We start from the raw sequence: 20,089 nt of genomic DNA on the forward strand, positions 1-20,089 counted from the left end.
TCATGACAAGGCCCTGCACTGGCTAAAGCTAGACAAGACGCTCTATTGCGCATCAGGCTTGCGAAACACGCGCCTTACCAGCGATTGTAATCCCGAGGTTTTAGCGATAGCCAAAATTTTTAACTCACCAAAGGTAAACTAGAACATGAAATTTTTAAAACAGATCGTCATCGCTCTCGCCATCACGTTTTCCGTAGGAAGCTTTACTCAAGTCGTGGCCGCAGGAAAAATTGAAAACGCAACACCGGAAGAAGTGGGCGCATCTATTGCTAGCGCAGCAAAAAACTCTGAAGATGCCTTGGCTGCCTTAAAAAATGGAGAAGCTGACGAAACTGTATTGGAACTAATTGAAGCAGCCCGTCAAGACTCTAAACGCATTGAAGTCGGCAGATTGGATGTCAAAAGAACAAGAGCCGCAGCTCATTTGAAAAATGCACGTAGCGCCATCAGAAAAGGCGACAAAACTAAAGCCGAGGCTTCATTAGTCGAGGCCGTTAAAGGCTACCAAGAAGTCAAAGCCGAATATTAATTTACGTTAAACCGGCGCTTGGGCAACTATAGGTTGCCCAAGCTTGACCAAACACCGCAAGATTCCAATATAGCTCTTGTATCTAATTCCGTTCGCGCGTTAACGTTCTCCTGAGACCCGTTCTCCCCTAGCTCACCTACTTTTTAATTTAGAGCAGCTCGAAAATCTGCTAGAATTCCATCCTTTTTACTTCACATAATAAAGGATCGCCATGTCGGAATTTCAAAATGTTTCTGTCATCAAAAAGGCCAACGTCTACCATAATGGTAATGTTACGAGTCGTACCGTCAAATTTTCCGACGGCAGCATCAAAACTTTAGGCTTTATGTTGCCGGGAGAATACACCTTTAACACCGCCGATAAAGAATTGATGGAAATCATCGACGGCGAACTCGAAGTATTATTGCCGGACTCCGAACAGTGGCAAAAAGTTAAGGGGGGCGAATCGTTCGACGTTCCTGCGAATGCGCAATTTAAAATCAACATCAAAAGCCCAACCGATTATTGTTGCTCTTATTTTAAATAACGCGGATAAATAACAATAACTCTTCTTAACCCCTACTCATAATCAAATTTCGGCATTTTTGTAATGGTCGCAGTGTATTCGGCAGATATTTGCTACACCACCATCAAAATAGCTATTATGCCACTCAGTGCTTAGTCGGTCATTACCGGGTAAACTTTACCGGAAAGATCGACAACACTCCGATCGGCAACCCCGAAGACTTCGATGTCATAAGGTAACTTTGCATAATAACTGTCATGCTGATGCCCATGAAAAATTTTTTTAACCCCCATGGCCTTGGCAATATCATCAATCGCGCTAAAACCGTATTCATGGCAACCGGGCGCTTCATGCGTCACCAATATATCGGCTTTAAGGCGTTTCAATGACTCCACCTCGTCATGCCAAATCGCCGATTTTAATTTAAGCGACAATCCGTTTTTTTTAATATGCCCGGGCTGATTGGCGAGATAATGCGCTTTATTTTTCCATCTGGGCTTTTGCGGCGGATACCAGATGCGCCCAAGGAATATTCCGCCTAAACCGGCTATTCGAAGTCCGGCGATTTCATGGACTTTCAAATGAAGGCCGTATTCGGCCAATTCGGAGTTGAAAAGATAATGATAACGGAGGGGAAAGTCGAAATCGTGGTTGCCTGGAATCCACCAAATTCGTGTCAAACCGATTATCTTTTGTAGATAGCGCTCCAAAGGCCGCTCAAGGTCGCAATCGCCTAATAAAACCACTGCATCAGGTCTATTTTCAATCGCCGCATCAATCAAAGATTGAAAATCTCCATGGGGGTCTCCGGCAAATAAAATCCGATTATTCCGGCTCATAGACTATCGATGGACATTTTGAAGTCATCACTTGATATAAGAAAGCAACCGATTTTGACGTGCGGAGGTATTTGAAGCAAGTGAAATTGCTAAATACCCCTTACCGGTAAAATCGTTATAGACCGTTCATGCTTCGACTTGGCTCAGCACGAACGACCTACAACACATGCCAACTGCTCTTTTTAGATTTAAAAGCGATCCCTTAAAAGCTTGACAAGCTATCCAGTACACGCTCGATGTCGGCCTCCGAATGATAAAAGTGCGGTGAAAAGCGAACTCCTTGGCCTCTCAATGCGCAAACGATACCGCAGGCTTGCAATTGCTCGAACAACAGCTTATTCGCCAGTGTTTTATGTCTAAATACGACGATACCGGATTTCAATTTGCGAGTTCGAAGGCTAATCAATTCCAAGCGTTCATTTTGCATAATACCTTCGGCAAGCCGATCGGCGTTGGCGAGAACTGCTGCTTCAACATGATCCATACCGGTTTCCAGCAGCAATGACAAACTGGCCGATAAGGCATGAATTCCCAGCATATTTGGACTTCCGCACTCGAATCGCTTCGCGCCGGGATGTACTTCCCAGGGCTTGTTTTCATAGTTATGGATGTGTTTAATCATGTGCCAGCCGAACTGAGTCAATTGCAATTGAGCTCGGGCGGCCGGATGCGTATAAAAAACCCCCAAGCCTTCGGGACCGCACATCCATTTATGACCGTCGGCCATCACAAAATCGGCTTGATAGGTTTGCACATCGAATTCAACAGCACCTAAACTTTGAATCGCGTCGATGCAGTAAAAGATACCGTTGGCTTTACAAAACCGGCCTATTTTTTCCAAATCCAGACGTAAGCCCGAAGCGAATTCTATCGAACTCACGGTCAATAAGCGCGTATTGTTATCGACTAATGCAAATAGCGCCTCTTCCGGAGCGGAAGTACCGTTCAAGTCTGCCTGGCGAAATTCGACGCCACGTCCTGCCAAGGATTGCCAGGGTATTCGATTGGAAGGAAATTCCTCGTTTGTCGAGACGATATTGTCGCCGTCGTTCCAATCCAAACCGTAAGCGACAAACGAAAGCGCTTCTGAAGTATTTTTAACCAACGCGATATCGTCAGACGAAGGCGCATTCAACAAAGCTTGAAATTGAACGCGAAGCTCGTTTTCTTTTTTGAGCCAATCGGGATAATGGTAAGCACCGAACTGCGTGTTTTGTTCGGCAAATGCTTTTACGGCATTGCATGCCCGTAGTGGCCAGGGAGCAACAGCAGCATGGTTTAAATAAATTAATTCCCCGGTCAATGGAAATTCAGGATGATTCATACGTCAAGTCCGTTCTAGTAATGTCCCGGGGAAGACTAAACAAGCAACCGCCGTAATGCAAGCATCTGCGTCAATTAGACGCGCCTGTCACCGCCTAATCAGACCCGATCGAAACTGAATGCCATGCATTCTATGGCGTAAAAACCAATACAACGATAAAATAGCCGGTTTTATAAAAATCACCTTTCAATCCCTAGAGGCCATTATGAATCAAGATACCATTAACCTAGTTCAACAATACTACGCTGCTTTCAATGCCGGCGACATGGATACCTTTTTAAGCTTGCTGACCGATGACGTCATTCACGATATCAATCAAGGCGAGCGCCAAATCGGCAAAGAAGCCTTTACGCAGTTCATGGCCTGCATGAACAATAATTACAAGGAAGAATTGGTCGACATGGTGATCATGGCTACCCCGGACGGCAAACGCGCCGCAGCGGAGTTCGTCGTCTTAGGCGAATACCTAAAAACCGATGAAGGCTTGCCGGAAGCCGCCGGGCAAACTTATCGCCTGCCTGCCGGCGCCTTCTTCGAAATCCGCGATAATAAAGTCGCCCGAATTACCAATTACTACAATTTGCAAGACTGGATTGCTCAAGTCAGCAGCTAATACGGCTTTCATTCGATTCCCGTGCTCCGGCGCGGGAATCGAATGCCTAAATTTCCAAATCCGGCGGACCTGATTACCACGTTCCGGTATTTTGCATCGACGCCCAAGGCTCCTTCGGCTCCAACGGCTCGCTTTTTTGCAGTAACTCGATCGAAATTTCATCCGGCGAGCGAATGAAGGCCATATGACCGTCCCGAGGCGGACGGTTGATCGTAACCCCTGCATCCGTCAATTGTTGGCACGTCTCGTAAATGTCGTCAACCTCGAAAGCCAAATGGCCGAAGTTGCGGCCGCCGGTGTATTCCTCAGGGTCCCAATTGTAGGTCAATTCCAGCAACGGCGCCTCTTGGATCTCGGCCTGCTCCTTATCTTTCGGCGCCGCCAAATAAACGAGCGTAAAGCGGCCCGGCTCGCTCTCCATTCGCTTGGTTTCGATCAATCCGAGCTTATTGCAATAAAAATCCAATGCTTCTTCCAAATCGCGAACCCGTACCATCGTGTGTAAATAACGCATCTTATTGACTCCTTAAATACAAAAAAACAGTTTATGGGAATTTCACTCCGAGATTCAACCTTCCAATCTTACTCAGGATTGCCGAATTTTGAGTACCCTCAAACCTTCGAAGTGTTATTATCGGCTTGTGCCATTCATAGCGCTCATATAACATAGCTATGCACTAATTAGAAGTAATATAGAGGCCACCCCTATGTGCAACACCTGCGGTTGTAATATCACGCCCGGTAATCGTCCGTTTGTTTTAACGGAAAAACCGGCTAACGGTACCACGACGGTCACGGTACTGAAAAATTTACTCGCCAAAAACGACAGCCAAGCCGAACATAACCGGAGCCATTTCGATGCCCGGAAAGTCTTGGCGATCAACCTGATGTCCTCGCCCGGCTCGGGCAAAACCGCCTTGCTCGAAGCGACGATCAAGCGCCTGAACGGTTCTTTGCGCTTGGCCGTAATCGAAGGCGATCTTGAAACCGAGAACGATGCCGCCAGAATTCGCGCGCATGGCGTTCCCGCCTATCAAATCACGACAGGGACTGCGTGTCATCTCGACGCGCATCTGGTTCACGACGCCCTGCATCATATCGACTTGTCGTCTATCGATATCTTGTTCATAGAAAATGTCGGCAACCTCGTTTGTCCGGCCAGTTTCGATCTAGGACATCATCTGAACGTCACCCTGCTCTCAACGACCGAAGGCGACGACAAACCGGCCAAGTATCCGGTCATGTTCCGAGCGGCGGATTTGATGCTGATCACCAAGACCGACTTATTGCCGTTTCTCGACGATTTTTCACCGGAAAGGGCCGAACAAGCACTACGTAATTTAGCCAGTAAAGCTCCTGTGTTTAACCTATCTTCTCGGCAGAATGGCGATTCCGGATTGGGTGCCTGGATTGATTGGCTGCACGAACAACTCCAAGCGCATCGAAATAAACTGGCGCAACAACAAACGACACGCCCTAACGTCCAGCGCGACGGCCAACTATTACACGCCGATCCGGCGCAAGTCCGCTTTCGCCCGGTTCTTAAAGCCGGCGCACCAGCCTAAGGTCTTCCAATGGCACTCGACGATGCACGACAATGGCTCGATAAAATCCGCGCACTGCCGTTGACCTCGCCGGTGCGCATCATGAACGTCTGTGGCGGTCATGAGCGTTCGATTTCGATGGCGGGACTCAGAAGCGCCCTGCCCGACATGATCGATCTAATTCCGGGTCCCGGCTGCCCGGTTTGCGTTTGTCCGGAAGAAGACATTTATCAAGCGATACAAATCGGCCTGAACGAACCCGATAGCATCGTCGTGGCGTTCGGCGACATGCTGCGCGTGCCGGTCAATGTTTCGAGCAAGTCGGTACGTTCTCTCGAACAAGCTAAAGCCGCCGGCGCCGACATTCGCCCGATCGCCTCGCCTTCCGAAGCGGTTCGAATTGCGAAATCCGAACCCGGTAAAACTGTCGTGTTTTTCGTCGCCGGTTTTGAAACGACCTGCGCCCCGGTCGCCGGCATGCTCGCCGAAGGCATTCCCGATAACTTGCTGCTTCTGATGAGCGGCCGCCTGACTTGGCCGGCGGTTGCGATGCTACTCGACTACGAAACGCCGTCGTTCGATGCGCTGATTGCCCCGGGGCATGTTTCAACCGTGATGGGGCCTGAGGAATGGCAATTCGTCGTGGACCGCCACGGCTTCCCGGCCGCGATTGCCGGTTTCACGCCGGACAGTTTATTGGCGGCGATTTATTCTGTTTTACGACAAAAACTCGACGGCCGAATTTTTTTGGATAATTGCTACCAACAAGTCGTTAAACCGCATGGCAATCCGACTGCCCGCCGATTAATCGAAAGCACATTAACGATCGTCGACGCCCCTTGGCGAGGAATCGGCATCATACCGGCATCGGGACTTGAGCTTCGCGCCGACTATGCACAGCATAACGCCCGGCTTCGCTTTCCCGTTCATGCCGAAAATGCCAGAAAAAATGCCGGCGCGATGCCGCCGGGCTGCGACTGTGCGAGAGTCGTGCTGGGACGCATCAAGCCGGTCGATTGCAAGCTCTACGGCGTTTCCTGCACGCCACGCTCGCCGGTTGGGCCGTGCATGGTTTCCGATGAAGGCGCCTGCCGAATTTGGTGGTCGTCGGGAATCAGGACTCGATCAGCCGAACACGAAGAAACGACTTGCACTTAATTTGCTGAACCCGCCTTGTATTGAAATCCATTCAAACACCTTCTTCCTGCAAAACCGAAGCACGCCGTTTGATTGTCACCGGTCAAGTGCAAGGCGTCGGATTTCGCCCCTTCATATGCCGTTTGGCCCATGAATTAAACTTAAGCGGTTGGGTGCTTAACCGGACCGGTACTGTTGAAATTTTGATACAAGGCGAACCGAACCGGATCGACCGGTTCATGGATCGTCTCATCAAAAACGCCCCTCCTCTCGCAAAACCGACACTCGCAAGTTGGCAAACCGCCGAACCTGACGACCTGGATACGTTTTCGATTCTCGATAGCATTGCCGAGTCGGCTTCTGCCATTCACATACCGCCTGATTATTATTTATGCGGCGACTGTCTTGCCGAAATGAGCGATCCGAATCAACGTCGTTACCGTTACCCGTTCATCAATTGCACGCAATGCGGCCCCCGTTACACGCTGATCAAAAAACTGCCCTACGACCGTCTCAACACCGCGATGTCCGAATTCGAACTGTGTTCAGACTGCCGAGAAGAATACGAAAATCGCCTGGACAGGCGATTTCACGCTCAACCTTTGGCATGCCCGCTCTGCGGACCGTCATTGACTTTCCACATCGCCGGTGAAAAAACCATTCCGGATACCGGAAAGGCTTTGACCGCCTGCATCGAAGCCTTACGCGCAGGGGCAATCGTTGCGGTCAAAGGCGTCGGTGGTTATCACTTGATCTGCGATGCAAGCTCGGTGGCGGTAGTCCGGCGCTTGCGTGAACGTAAACAACGCGCCCGCAAACCGTTCGCGGTTCTCCTTCCCTGGCGCGGTCAAGAAGGTCTAGTAGCCGTGATGGAATACGCAGAACCCGGCCCGGAGGAATTGACTTTATTGAAAGACCCGCTCCGTCCTATCGTCTTGGTCGAGAAACGGAACGGCAGTCCACTGGCCGAATCCGTCGCGCCCGGCATCGCCGAAATCGGCATCATGCTGCCTTATAGTCCGCTGCATCACCTTTTAACTAACGACTTCGGCGGTCCTTTGGTTGCGACATCGGCGAACATCAGCGGCGAACCGGTCATGATCGACGAAGATGAAGTCGAGAGGCGGTTAAGCCGGGTAGCCGATGCTTTTTTACATCATAACCGTCCGATACTGAGACCGGCGGACGACGGGGTCTTCAGAAAAATTGCCGGTAGCATGAGACCGCTTCGACTTGGCCGCGGCTGTGCACCATTAGAAATGACGCTACCGTTTACGTTACAAGAGCCGGTGCTTGCAGTGGGTGGACATATGAAAAATGCTATAGCATTGGCTTGGGACGACCGCGCCGTGATCTCCCCGCATATCGGAGATCTCGGATCGAGGCGGAGTCAAGAAGTCTTCGAACAAACCATAGACGAGCTCGCAACGCTCTACGGCATAAGCATCAAAAAAGTCATTCGCGACGCGCACCCCGATTACCGTTCGAGCCGATGGGCCGAACAATCGGGACTTCCAGTAACGCAGGTATTTCATCATCATGCCCATGCCTCGGCATTAGCCGGCGAATACGGCTTATTCGAAACCATGCTGGTTTTTACCTGGGACGGGACCGGCTACGGCGAAGACGGCACGATCTGGGGAGGCGAAGCGTTATTGGGCAAGCCCGGGGAATGGCGACGCGCGGGATCTTTGAGACCCTTCAGAATACCCGGCGGCGACAAAGCCGGTCGCGAACCGTGGCGAAGCGCAGCGGCTTTATTTTGGGAATGCGGCCGGGAATGGCAAGAATGCCCATTCCCTACCGAACTCTTGAAAAAAGCTTGGCAACACGAGCTTAATGCGCCTTTATGCAGTTCAGCCGGCAGATTGTTCGATGCCGCATCGGCATTGCTGGGACTGGTATCGAAAGCCGATTACGACGGCCAAGCCCCGATGGAACTGGAAGCCTTGAGCGCCGATGGCGGACCGGGGCCAATGCTTCCCTTGGCACAAGACGAAAACGGTATTTGGCGCAGCGATTGGACGCCGTTATTGGCGATGCTGCAGAACGAGAAATTATCTAAATCTGAACGAGCCGGTCAATTTCATGCCAGTCTAGCCGAAACGATCCGAGGTCAGGCTATCCGGATTAGAACAACGCACCGAATCGACCGAATTGGTCTCTGCGGCGGCGTGTTTCAGAATAAACGATTGACCGAATTGGCGATAGAGTACTTGAAACAGGAAGGCTTCGAGGTTTATCTACCGGAACGATTACCCGCCAATGACGCAGGCATCAGTTACGGACAAATTATCGAAGCCTGCTCGGCTTGAATCGTTGTCGGCAAATTTTATAATTTGAGCGGCGATGTTTACTGTGAAAGTTCGTGGATTTGAAATCTTAATCTAGTTTTTCGATATTCAATACAATGCCGGTTCCGAAGAGGGTTCGGTTGCTCGACCGACAGGCGTCGGCGGCAGGGACAGCCGCCGTCGAGCCTACACGGACGTATTCACGGCGTCCTGCCAAGCGAGTTACCGACCCCTCAACAACGCTCATAGTTGGACGTTTTTATTACGAAATCCTAATTTAGGTTTAAATGTTCAAAAAGTATATTGCGAAAGAGGCAAACTCCTCACCCTTTGCCCGGTCAATTTAAATAGGGCATTACAGACCGCCGGTGCGATCGGGGGGGTGCCGGGTTCTCCGATACCGCCGAGCGGCTCGCCGCTGTTGATGATTTCGACTTCGACAGCCGGCATTTGATCGGGCCGCAAGATCGGGTAGTCGTGAAAATTGCTTTGCATCACGCGGCCTTTCTCGAAGGTGATTTCTTCGCTCCACGCTGCCGACAAGCCGTAAACGATACCGCTTTCCATTTGCATTTTTACGATGGCCGGATTTACCGCGAAGCCGCAATCGACCGCGCACCAAACTCGAACAACCTGGATATCGCCATCGTCAACCGCCACTTCGGCCACCTGTGCGACGATGCTACCGAACGATTCATGCAAGGCGACGCCCATCGCATGTTTGACGCCGCTTTCGTCTTGCCAAACCTCTGATTTCCAATTCGCCATACCTACAGCGGTATCGAGCACTTTTTTAAATCGTGGCTGTTCGGTTAATAAATTACGGCGAAATTCGACCGGGTCGGCGCCTGCCGCATGAGCCATTTCATCGATGAACGACTCCTTGAAGAAGGCATTCTGCGAATTCCCGACCGAGCGCCAGTAGCCGATCGGCACCGGCTTGACCGTTACATTGACCACATCGGCACGCTTGTTCGGTATCGCATAGGGTTGATGCGGACCGCCTTCGAAAATGCTCTCGTCGATAGTAGGGTCTTTCAGAAACTCGGGATTGAGACGGCCCGACGGCCCCTCACCCGCCGTCGTAATTTGAATCGCTAGCGGATTACCCTGCGCATCGAAGCCGGCCCGGTATTTGGCGGCGGTCATCGGACGATAATGGTCGTGTTGCGTGTCTTCCTCGCGCGTCCAAATAACTTTGATCGGTCTACCCGGATGTTTCTTGGCCAGTGTTACCGCCTGCGCGGTATAATCCATGATGAAGCGCCGTCCGAAACCGCCGCCGAGGAAAGGAGTGATGACTTCGATAGCATCCAATTTTAGACCGGTAATTTCGGCTGCGACTTTGGCGACGAAATCGGCGCCTTGATTCGGCGCCCAAACCTTGCAATGATCCTTCGTGACCAGCGCGGTGCAATTCATCGGCTCCATCGTTTGGTGCGCCAGGAACGGCGCATGATAGACCGCTTCGATAGTTTTAGCCGCTTCGGAGAAAGCCTCATCCGCATCGCCGACATTTTCTACCCTGACTCCCGATTCGTTCAACGCGGCTTTAAGTTTTTCCAAATACGACTTCGATGAAAAATCGGCATTATCGCCTTCATCGAAAGTCACCGGCAATTGTTCTAAAGCCTTTTTGGCTCGCCAATATTGATCGGCAATCACGGCAACACCGTTCGGTATCTCCTCGACCGCGACGACTCCTGGCATTTTGAGCACAGCGTCTTGGTCGTAGGATTGGACCGAACCGCCGAATACCGGCGATTGTTTGACTGCGGCATACAGCAGTCCATCGGCCTTGATATCGATACCAAATTCGGCTTCTCCGGTGGCTTTAACCCTGTTATCGGTTCGCTTGATCGGTTTACCGATCAGCCGGAAAGAGGCATCGTCTTTTAACGGCACGTCTGCGGGTATATCCAGTTTAGCCGCCAAGGGCGCCAATTCGCCGTATGTCATTATTTTTCCGCTCTCGCGATGAATCACGACACCAGGTTCTGTCTTACATTCGCCGGGAGGTACGCGCCAAGTGCCGGCGGCGGCTTCGATCAACATTGCCCGTGCGGTCGCACCGGCTTTTCGCATGGTCATATAAGACGAACGCACGCTGAAACTGCCGCCAGTAAAACGCGTCGTATTGTTGAACATGATGCGGTATTCCGGCCCATGCGGCGCCTGCACGACCTTGAGCATGGCCATGTCGGCATCCAGTTCTTCGGCCATTATAGCCGGTATCGAGGTGTAGGTCCCCTGCCCCATTTCGATGAAAGGATTTTGAAAAGTCACGACGCCGTTTTCATCGATTCCGATAAAGGCATTGATCACGCCTTCGTCTTGTTCGTCAACCTTGGCGCAACCGGGCAAGGATATCCCTAACACGAATACGCCGGCGCCGGCCGCGGCGGCTCCGAGAAATTGCCGGCGCGTCATCGACAGATTCGATAAAGTGCTCATGACTGCTCTCCTTGAAGTTGCGCCGCTTGTTTGACCGCTTCGAATATTTGCAAATAGGTTCCGCAGCGGCAATAGTTGGTCATTTTTGTCCGGATTTCATCTTCGCTCGGATTCGGATTCTCCCGCAGCAAAGCGGCAGCCGCCATGATCTGGCCGGGCTGGCAGTATCCGCATTGCGATACATCTTTATCGATCCAAGCTTGTTGTACCGGATGCAGACCTTGCTCGGAACCAAGACCCTCGATGGTCGTGATCGCTTTATCCTTAGCCGCACCGAACGACATCATGCAGGACCGCACCAGCTCGCCATCGAGATGGATGGAACAGGCGCCGCACATCCCGATACCGCAACCGAATTTGGTTCCGGTTAAACCGGCGATATCGCGGATAACCCACAGTAAGGGCATATCGTCCTCGGCGTCTAACTCGTATTGCTTACCGTTGATCATCAAGGTCGTCATCGTTCACTCCCCGGCATCGTAATGGCCGCTTAGGTGGTCGAAATCTTCCCTGGTATCGATATCGAGTTCCGCTTCGGGTAAAAGAATTTTCTGAAGTTTATCTTCAAATTGCAACAACAGGCTCTTCGCGCCTCGGTCGCCCCGCAGGGAGCGCAACGCACCGAAAAAAGCCGACGGAAATAGCGCCGGAACGCCGACCGTATCATGGTACTGACTTGCGGCGATACGGGACGGTTCAATTTGCCACTGTGTTAACAAGTTCTGCATCGCCCTGTAACCGACCAAAGGTTGATCGGATAATAACATCAATACGCCGTCGGCGTTAACCGGCAGAGAGTCGATGCCGGCTCGAATCGACGAAGCAATACCTGTTTGCCAGTCCGGGTTAACAACTGCGATAACCTCGCCCAAATCGACCTTTTCTTGTATCGTTTCTGCTTGCGAGCCCAAAACAACAATGACACGCTCGTTTAGTAATGAACGAGCGTTTTCGATTGTATTGCCGAGTAAGGTTCGGCCGCGCCATTCGAGGAGTTGTTTGGGACTACCCAGTCGGCGCGATGCGCCGGCGGCTAAAATTATTGCATATACATTCTCAAAATCACGAGTCATAGTGAATGCAACTTTAAATGCCTAATTGTCCGCCGGTTCGACCCTTCATTGCGGCATGAATACCGGCCATGATCGATAAGGCAATTTCCTCGGGCGTTTCGGCGCCGATGTCCAAGCCGACCGGGCCGAAGACCTTAGCGGCAATCTTCGGTGCATCCGCGCCTAAACTATCGAGGAGTCTATCTCTGCGATGAACAGGGCCCAGCAAACCAATGAACGGGATTCGGCTAGTCGCTATGACTCTTAAATAGCGTTCATCATATTCGATACTGTGAGTCATCAACACGAGCGCATCGAATCGATCCAACGACAAACGCTCCTGCAAGTCCTCGGGCATTAAATGCAACAAGGCATCGACTGCGGGAAATCGTTCGGGCTTGACATAGCCCGGCCGATGATCGACGATCGTAACACGCCAACCGAGCGCTTTGGCGAACTGCACGACCGGAAGCGCATCGACACCGGCTCCCAACACCAGCAGTTGAGCTGGCGGCCGGATTAAGTCGAAAAACAATTTAACGGCATAGCAATCGATCTCGCAGGTTTTTAAACAAGCTTTGTGCTGCATCCAAGTTTGTTTGGCCGCCTCGGCGACCGATTCGGGAGTATTGCCCTGTTGGCTAAGAACGTCTAATTCGGATTCAGTCAAAAAATAACTATCGCCGTTTGAATAATCGGGATGGTCCGATTCATAAATAGTCGCCAAAATGCCTGCCGTATCGCTTTCAGATGCCTCGACAATTCGGTTCAGCGGATGGAAATCATTGTTGGCTTTCAATAATTGCAACAATACCCTTACTGCCCCATTGCAGCCTAAACCCAGCCCCCAAACCGCATCGTCGGGAGAACGCATATCGTAGAATAGCGTTTTGGGATTTTCGGTTTCGAAAACCGTATGCGCCTGTTCTATCAAGTCTCTTTCAAAGCAACCGCCGCCCAACAGACCGCTCGATCCGCCATTGTCGGCTATCAGCATTCTGGCACCGGCTTTTTGATAAGTTGAACCAAGGGTTTCGATGATCGTCGCCAGAACAACATTTTCCGTGTTATTCCGAAATCGCCTATAAGCGTCGATCAAATGATGGGTATTACGAGCCATGGCAGCGATCCCGGGCGGCTATGCCGCGCCATCGGCGCAATGCTTGCAGATACCGTGAATTTCAAGCGTTTTACGGCGCGCGGTAAATCCTGCTTGCTCGAGTTCATCCGCCAAACTGTCCATGACCGGCGTCGCCGGCCTTTCTTCGATCTGCCGACAACCTTCGCAAATCAACAGCAATAAATCGTGTTTGCCTTCAACATGATTGCAGCCGATAAAAGCATTCATGCTTTCGACGCGGTGAATTAATTTCTGTTCGATCAAAAAATCCAACGCGCGATAAACGGTCGCCGGTTTTGCCGAATCGTTGAACGGCTTGATGCGGTCCAATAAATCATATGCCTTGACGGCCTCATGACTATCCCAAATCAACTCAAGAACCTTATGACGTATCGGCGTCAATTGTGCGCCTCTCTCCAAACATAGCTTTTCCGCTTTTTTTAAGGCTTCCTGCTTACAGATTTTATGATCATGGTTAAAGGTTTCGGCACAGGCCTGTTTTGAATCGCCGGTTTGAGACATTAATTAACTCCGATTTTTTGCGGGAATTATACATTATCAATCCAGTCTTTGCGGCACCGGAGTTATACTCATCGCAGATCAAAATTCGGCGCCGGGGTGCCCGTCAAAGGACGCCGTGAATACGTCTATGTAGGCTCTATGCCAGCTCCATGCTGGCAAAGCCTTTGTGAGCGCCATGGATGGCGTGAATGTCGATTTTGCAGGAGCGAAAATCGACCGGACACCCCGGTGGCTCCTTAGTCACCTGCCGAATTTTGAAGTACGAAAGGTATAGAACAAGCTTTAACGATAGTGTCGATATGAACTATAGTAGTTCCAAAATGCCTCCATCCCTTAGATTGACACATAATATAGAAATCTAACGCTAATACGAGAAACATCCATGTTTGAAATTGCCGAGCTGGGTCATACCCTAAAAAAATCAGAATACAACGAACAAATTCCGGAACTCAGAACCCAGTTGTTGCTGCTGCAACAACAGCTCGGCACTTGCGATTTCCCTGTCATTATTCTTATCTCCGGAGTGGACGGCGGCGGCAAGGGTCAAGTCATTAATTTACTGAACGAATGGCTGGATGCGCGCTACATGGAAACATTCGCCTTCGACGAACCCAGCGATGAGGAAAAAGAGCGTCCTAAATATTGGCGCTATTGGCGTTCTCTGCCTCCAAAGGGAAGAATAGGCATCTATGTCGGTTCTTGGTATAGCGACCCGATATCGCACAGAGTTTATGGAGACATCGACGATAGTCAATTATCGGTGGAGCTAAAGCACATCAACGAAATGGAACAATTACTAATAAACGACGGCGCATTAATCATAAAATGTTGGCTGCATTTGAAAAAAGAAACGCAGAAAAAACGTCTCAAGGAACTTGAAAAAGATCCGGAAACCAGTTGGCAAGTCACCGAACGCGATAAAAAACATTTGAAACTGTATGACGAGTTCGTTGAAATCGCCGAAAATGTATTAACGACAACCAGCACAGGAATATCGCCTTGGCTAGTTGTCGAAGGAGCCGATATTCGTTACAGCAGCTTGACAGTCGGGCAGCATGTTTTGCATAGAATTCGTCAACATATCGAAAGCCGCAATGGAAAATCGGAAAACATAAACGGCCTACCCTTCGTCAATATTAACCAGCAAAGCTTACTCGACACGTTGGACTTATCGCTCGAACTCGACAAAAAAGACTACAACGATCAATTACTACACTATCAAGGTAAATTGAATAAATTGGTCAGAATGGCACGAGAACAAAAGCGTTCCACAATACTGGTATTCGAAGGTTGGGACGCCGCCGGCAAGGGCGGAGCGATACGGCGCACTACATCGGCAATCGACGCCAGAAGCTACCGAGTCATTCAAACCGCCGCGCCGACCGACGAAGAAGCAGCGCATCATTATCTATGGCGATTCTGGCGACATATACCGAGAGCCGGCAAGGTCACCATTTACGACAGAAGTTGGTACGGCCGCGTCTTGGTCGAACGCGTGGAGGGCTTTGCCCAAGAAAAGGAATGGATGCGCAGTTACTCGGAAATCGTCAATTTCGAGGAAGCATTGATCGAACATGGCATTCTATTGTTGAAGTTTTGGCTGCACATCGATAAAGACGAGCAACTAGAGCGTTTCAAAGCCCGCGAGCAAATCAGTTACAAAAAACATAAAATCACCGAGGACGATTACCGTAACCGGGAAAAATGGGATGACTATAAAATCGCGGTCAACGAAATGATTGCACGAACAAGCACCCGCGCCGTTCCTTGGCTAATGATAGAAGCGAACGACAAACGCTATGCGCGCATCAAAATCTTGAAAACCGTTTGCGAGAAACTGGAAGCGATGCTGGAACCTGAGAAATAATCGTTTCTGCACGAAGCGCCTCAATGATGCCTGTGTGCGCCTCATAACTTAAAGCTGACCGGCTTTTATCGGCCATTTCGAGAACAGGCAATATTTTGACACGGACCTCTATCTTGCCGAGTTTCAGCATTTTCAACAAATGCGGTATAAATTCGTCATTGCCGATAAATGGCGCTAAAAACTTTGCCTTGCCTTCGTATCGTATAGCGACAGGTTGGATCGCCGAACGCGTCAACAAAGCGGGCTGCAGCAAAGACGAATGAAACGGCAAAACTTGCGATCCGTCCGAAGTCGTACCTTCCGGAAACGCAAAGACCTTGCTGTTTTGTTTCAATAACCAGCTCATTTGTTCGGTCGTGGCATGAATCTCCTTCTTGTCTCCGCGTCGAACAAATATTGTCCCGGCCTCTTTCGACAAATAACCGATGACGGGCCAATCGAGAATGTCGTTTTTGGCGACAAAATAACCCGGTAAATGTTGACCCAAAACGATGATATCGAGCCAGGATACATGATTACTAACGACTAAAACGGGCCCATCGGCCGCCCGCCCTTCGATAATGACTTCGAGGTTTAAGATTCGCTTGAAGGCTTTGAGCCAACTCAGTTTGATCCGGTTGATTCTTTCGCGAGCTTTAATCGGCCGGCTTGACTGGTTAATAACCGGAAACACGCCGAGAGCGATCACGAAACCGGATAAGAACAGTAACACAATCAGTTTTATTTTATAAAGCTGGCGAAAGGCTGCGATCATCGGTAAATAAATGGGGTTTTAAATAATGTTTCGAATATCGGTCTTCCAGTTGCGCCAACGGCAACAGGATAAACAAATCCATGACGTTGAAATCTTCGTCCCAAAACGGGCGGCCGCAAATTTGCACGCCGAAGCGTAAATACGCTTTCAACAAAGGCGGAATCCCCGACTCGTCGCGTTCGCAGCGTAAATGTTCAGGCACTTCGATTAAGGGCACTACCGACAACGCGTCCGAAGCCTTGTTTTTTGAATCGATCGATCGATAAACCGCATCGACCGCATAACCGCTCGGCCCGGGCGAAATACTCGCGCACCCGATCAAATAATGGTAATCGCCCAACTGCGCATAGTTTACTAACGCCGACCAGAGCGTGGTTAATACCGTACTGCCCCGGTATTTCGGGTCCACGCAGGTACGGCCTATTTCGAGAAAGCGCCCAGGTAAAGCCAGCACTCGGTCCAGATTAAATTCTTTTTGCGAATAAAAATATCCCAATTTGCGGGCTTGTTCTTGATTTAGCAAGCGTGTATAGCCTACAATTTTTTCATTAGTCGTATCGACCACGACCAAATGATCGCAAAAATGGTCGATTTCGTCATAATCTAAGCCTTCTTTGTCGGTTTTGAGTCTCGCCCCCATTTCCTTGGCGAAAACCTGATATCGAAGACGCTGCGCTTGTTCGATCAAAGCCTGATCGTGTGTGACAAAACAATCCAGTCGGCGTGTAGGACTAACTCTTATCTGTGTGTCGATTAATTTCATGATGTTGGCTGCAAATGCTTTACTTATCGATAAGATAAATAAGTAATATTTCAATTTCGCGTCGTTTCGATGAAAAATTGGTGACAGAAAAAGATCTTTCCCTCAAGTGAGGATCAAACAATCGATTCACGGACCACTGATAAATCCTGGCAATAACAGTTGTTGAAGTTATTTCATGCTCGTTCCTAACTTTACAAAGGTGTGCGGTATGTCTAACGAGAATGACGGCAGCAGGGCAGATTTTTACTACACGCTATTCCTTGGCGTTCGAGTTGCCGTCAAGCCTCATAGATGGATCCACGTCATTTTGAAACTATCAATCCAGCCGTTAGATACTTCGCAACTTTTTCCTGAGACTTATGGCAACCAATAAAGTTTACGACTCAAGGGGGCATGGATGGTCGACTAGAAAAAAAGTCGTTTTCATTATCGGCCTGTTCGGACTTATTTCGGTATCCCTGGTCGGCATGATTTACTGGAACGGCAATATCTTTGAGGGAGTTCGTTCATATGTTAGAGGAGAAGGCCTCTGGGCCAAAGCGCAAAAAGATGCGGTTTTTTACTTAACTCAATATTCCTACAGTCATGCCGAGGCGGATTATCTAGCTTATTTGGAAGCCCTCGAAATCATCAGCGGCGATAGCACGGCTCGAACGGCTTTATCCCAATTTCCACCCGATAAGCAAACAGCAAGAGAAGGTTTTCTTCAGGGACAAAACCATCCGGACGACATCGGTGCGCTGATCCATTTTTTTCTAAAATTTAACCGCATTTCCTATATGCGCGAAGCGATCGAGATATGGCAGTCTGCCGATAAAAAAATCGATGCATTAAAAGATATCGGCGAACAAATACGAAATGAAATTACCGATTCGCGCCGCGACAGCAAAAAAATCGCCGATTTAAGGCAACGTATAAGACAACTCAATGATGAGCTTCATGAGCTAGAAAACCTATTTTCGTTGAAATTAAGCGAAGGTGCCCGATGGGTTAAACTTATTGCATGGCAAATTAGCGTGTTGATATTAATAATCTTTGTCGGTATCGGACTCTTAGTCAGCAGGCAAATTATCAAGAGTATCGAAAAATTCGAAAAGCAACTAGCTCTCAGCGAATCGCGTTTTCGAAGTCTGAAGGAGTCTAATACCATCGGTATTATTTCATGGCGCCTCGATGGTATGATCGACGAAGCAAACGACCTTTTTTTGAACATGCTGGGTTTTGTCCAGGCCGATATTGAAAAAGCAGCGGTCAATTGGCGAGATATTACTCCAATTGCGTTTCATGCCAAGGATCAAAAGGCTATCGACGAGCTTTTAATTCAGGGCCGATGCGAGCCTTATGAAAAAGCGCTGATCCATAAACAAGGATATTGGGTACCTGTATATATCGGCGCGGCACTGCTTAGCGGTAATCGTGAACAAGGTATTGCTTATGTAATGGATCTAAGCGAACGCAAGAAGGCCGAACAACAATTAAAACTTGCGGCTACGGTTTTTGACTTCACTAGCGAAGGCATTATGATTACTGACCCATCGGTACGCATCGTATCGGTCAATCAAACACTGTGTAAAATGACCGGATACGATCAAGAAGAATTATTGGGGAAGCCGCCTTCGATCTTGCAATCGGGTTATGTGTCTACCGAGCAATATCAATATATGTGGGATTCTCTAAACCAAAACGGTCAATGGCAAGGCGACATTGTCGATCGCACCAAAAATGGCGCATTATTACCGATGCGGATCAGCATTAGCCAAGTTAAAGACAGTGATAATCAAATCACGCATTATGTGGCAATACTTTCGGATATTTCGGAACGCAAAGCCGAAGAAGAGCATCTCCGACATATCGCACATCACGACCCGTTGACCGATTTGCCTAATCGAATTTTGTTTAACGACCGGTTGGAAAGGGCCATAAAGAAAGCCGCGCGAAGCAATACCAGTCTGGCGGTTTTGTTTCTGGATTTAGACAAATTCAAACCGGTTAACGATTTGTTCGGTCACAAGACCGGTGATCGCCTATTGCAGAGCGTGGCGCACCGAATCGCCCGGAGTGTTCGAGAAACGGACACCGTTACTCGATTAGGTGGCGACGAATTCGCGATATTACTCGAGGATGTGACCGATTTGGAAATGGTCGATAAAATTCTTAAACATACGGTCGATGTCATCAGCGAAACCTATCTTATTGATGACCGAATGATCGATATTGGCGTCAGTGCCGGAATGAGCATTTATCCCAACGATGGCACCGACATTAAAACGCTGCTGGACCGCGCCGATAAAGCCATGTATGAAAATAAAAAAAAGGCAACGGCAGCTAATATCAACCGTTGATCCTAAAAAGAGCAGTTGGCATGTGTTGTAGACCGTTCGTGCTGAGTAAAGTCGAAGCATGAAGGGTCTACAACACTTTCACCGACCTGGTGAAGCCTCAAACTCCCGTTCACCCTTCGACAGGCTCAGGGCGAACGGGAGTTTGAGGCTCTCAACTGCTCTTTTTACTGTGAAAGTTCGTAGATTTGGACTCTTTATCTAATTGTTCGATATGCAAAAGCTCAGCAACGAAAATGCCGGTTCCGAAGAGGGTGCGGTTGCTCGACTGACAGGCGTCGGCGGCAGGGACAGCCGCCGTCGAGCCTACAAGGACGTATTCACGGCGTCCTGTCGGGCGAGTAACCGTACCCTCCCCACGCCCATAAGTATCTACACATCCTTATCATTTAAAATCATGCTGTTATAAAGTTTCTTCTGGTTTTTTATGAAG

General features: G+C 49.4%; 19 protein-coding genes. 8 read left to right on the forward strand and 11 right to left on the reverse strand.

Annotated features, from left to right (window positions below; genetic code table 11):
- Nucleotides 1-145 precede the first annotated feature (145 nt).
- Complete coding sequence (locus METBU_RS0105165) at nt 146-529, forward strand: hypothetical protein (protein ID WP_017839611.1); 384 nt, start codon at nt 146-148, stop codon at nt 527-529.
- 211 nt (nt 530-740) lie between these two features.
- Nucleotides 741-1,055: a pyrimidine/purine nucleoside phosphorylase gene (gene ppnP, locus METBU_RS0105170; RefSeq protein ID WP_017839612.1), complete on the forward strand. Its 315-nt coding sequence runs from the start codon at nt 741-743 to the stop codon at nt 1,053-1,055.
- Nucleotides 1,056-1,186: 131 nt separating this feature from the next.
- On the opposite strand, the gene METBU_RS0105175 is transcribed toward ppnP, so the two are convergent.
- Nucleotides 1,187-1,873 carry a metallophosphoesterase family protein gene (locus METBU_RS0105175; protein WP_017839613.1) on the reverse strand — a complete coding sequence of 229 codons (687 nt, stop codon included), beginning with the start codon at nt 1,871-1,873 and terminating at the stop codon, nt 1,187-1,189.
- A 202-nt stretch (nt 1,874-2,075) separates the two neighbouring features.
- Nucleotides 2,076-3,197: an aminotransferase class V-fold PLP-dependent enzyme gene (locus METBU_RS0105180; RefSeq protein WP_017839614.1), complete on the reverse strand. Its 1,122-nt coding sequence runs from the start codon at nt 3,195-3,197 to the stop codon at nt 2,076-2,078.
- A 205-nt stretch (nt 3,198-3,402) separates the two neighbouring features.
- On the opposite strand from METBU_RS0105180, the gene METBU_RS0105185 reads away from it, so the two are divergent.
- A complete protein-coding gene (locus tag METBU_RS0105185; RefSeq protein WP_026130041.1) occupies nt 3,403-3,810 on the forward strand; it encodes a ketosteroid isomerase-related protein in 408 nt (135 codons plus the stop codon).
- A gap of 73 nt (nt 3,811-3,883) precedes the next feature.
- Here METBU_RS0105185 and METBU_RS0105190 read toward each other — a convergent pair whose 3' ends face one another.
- Nucleotides 3,884-4,324: a VOC family protein gene (locus METBU_RS0105190; RefSeq protein ID WP_017839616.1), complete on the reverse strand. Its 441-nt coding sequence runs from the start codon at nt 4,322-4,324 to the stop codon at nt 3,884-3,886.
- A gap of 193 nt (nt 4,325-4,517) precedes the next feature.
- Between METBU_RS0105190 and hypB the strand changes: the two genes are divergently transcribed.
- From hypB to hypF, 3 genes are read left to right on the forward strand one after another with little or no spacing between them, the layout of a single operon-like run.
- On the forward strand, nt 4,518-5,375 hold the full coding sequence (gene hypB / locus METBU_RS0105195) for a hydrogenase nickel incorporation protein HypB (RefSeq protein ID WP_017839617.1): 858 nt from the start codon (nt 4,518-4,520) through the stop codon (nt 5,373-5,375).
- A gap of 9 nt (nt 5,376-5,384) precedes the next feature.
- The gene (gene hypD / locus METBU_RS23370) at nt 5,385-6,512 is read left to right on the forward strand and encodes a hydrogenase formation protein HypD (protein ID WP_017839618.1); all 1,128 of its coding nucleotides are present in this window, start codon (nt 5,385-5,387) and stop codon (nt 6,510-6,512) included.
- Between the two features lie 20 nt (nt 6,513-6,532).
- Complete coding sequence (gene hypF, locus METBU_RS0105205) at nt 6,533-8,806, forward strand: carbamoyltransferase HypF (protein ID WP_017839619.1); 2,274 nt, start codon at nt 6,533-6,535, stop codon at nt 8,804-8,806.
- Between the two features lie 67 nt (nt 8,807-8,873).
- Here the strand turns inward: hypF and METBU_RS27955 are convergent, their stop codons facing one another.
- From METBU_RS27955 to METBU_RS0105230, 6 genes are read right to left on the reverse strand one after another with little or no spacing between them, the layout of a single operon-like run.
- On the reverse strand, nt 8,874-9,032 hold the full coding sequence (locus tag METBU_RS27955; protein WP_175421674.1) for a hypothetical protein: 159 nt from the start codon (nt 9,030-9,032) through the stop codon (nt 8,874-8,876).
- Nucleotides 9,033-9,076: 44 nt separating this feature from the next.
- On the reverse strand, nt 9,077-11,239 hold the full coding sequence (locus METBU_RS0105210; protein ID WP_017839620.1) for a xanthine dehydrogenase family protein molybdopterin-binding subunit: 2,163 nt from the start codon (nt 11,237-11,239) through the stop codon (nt 9,077-9,079).
- Entirely contained in the window at nt 11,236-11,700 is a 465-nt protein-coding gene (locus METBU_RS0105215) for a (2Fe-2S)-binding protein (protein ID WP_017839621.1), read from the reverse strand. The genes METBU_RS0105210 and METBU_RS0105215 overlap by 4 nt, the downstream gene beginning before the upstream one ends.
- A gap of 3 nt (nt 11,701-11,703) precedes the next feature.
- Nucleotides 11,704-12,312, reverse strand: coding sequence for a nucleotidyltransferase family protein (locus tag METBU_RS0105220; RefSeq protein ID WP_017839622.1), 609 nt, complete (start codon nt 12,310-12,312; stop codon nt 11,704-11,706).
- A 13-nt stretch (nt 12,313-12,325) separates the two neighbouring features.
- Nucleotides 12,326-13,411: an XdhC family protein gene (locus tag METBU_RS0105225; RefSeq protein WP_017839623.1), complete on the reverse strand. Its 1,086-nt coding sequence runs from the start codon at nt 13,409-13,411 to the stop codon at nt 12,326-12,328.
- Nucleotides 13,412-13,429: 18 nt separating this feature from the next.
- Nucleotides 13,430-13,933, reverse strand: coding sequence for a transcriptional repressor (locus tag METBU_RS0105230; protein WP_017839624.1), 504 nt, complete (start codon nt 13,931-13,933; stop codon nt 13,430-13,432).
- 382 nt (nt 13,934-14,315) lie between these two features.
- Between METBU_RS0105230 and pap the strand changes: the two genes are divergently transcribed.
- On the forward strand, nt 14,316-15,800 hold the full coding sequence (gene pap / locus METBU_RS0105235; protein WP_017839625.1) for a polyphosphate:AMP phosphotransferase: 1,485 nt from the start codon (nt 14,316-14,318) through the stop codon (nt 15,798-15,800).
- Here the strand turns inward: pap and METBU_RS0105240 are convergent.
- Entirely contained in the window at nt 15,742-16,554 is an 813-nt protein-coding gene (locus tag METBU_RS0105240) for a lysophospholipid acyltransferase family protein (protein ID WP_017839626.1), read from the reverse strand. The genes pap and METBU_RS0105240 overlap by 59 nt on opposite strands.
- On the reverse strand, nt 16,526-17,317 hold the full coding sequence (locus METBU_RS0105245) for a GNAT family N-acetyltransferase (RefSeq protein WP_051056268.1): 792 nt from the start codon (nt 17,315-17,317) through the stop codon (nt 16,526-16,528). The genes METBU_RS0105240 and METBU_RS0105245 overlap by 29 nt, the downstream gene beginning before the upstream one ends.
- A 359-nt stretch (nt 17,318-17,676) precedes the next feature.
- Between METBU_RS0105245 and METBU_RS0105250 the strand changes: the two genes are divergently transcribed.
- Entirely contained in the window at nt 17,677-19,659 is a 1,983-nt protein-coding gene (locus METBU_RS0105250; protein ID WP_017839628.1) for a sensor domain-containing diguanylate cyclase, read from the forward strand.
- Nucleotides 19,660-20,089 lie beyond the last annotated feature (430 nt).

This window comes from Methylotuvimicrobium buryatense 5G (genome assembly GCF_000341735.1).
Taxonomy (GTDB): domain Bacteria; phylum Pseudomonadota; class Gammaproteobacteria; order Methylococcales; family Methylomonadaceae; genus Methylotuvimicrobium; species Methylotuvimicrobium buryatense.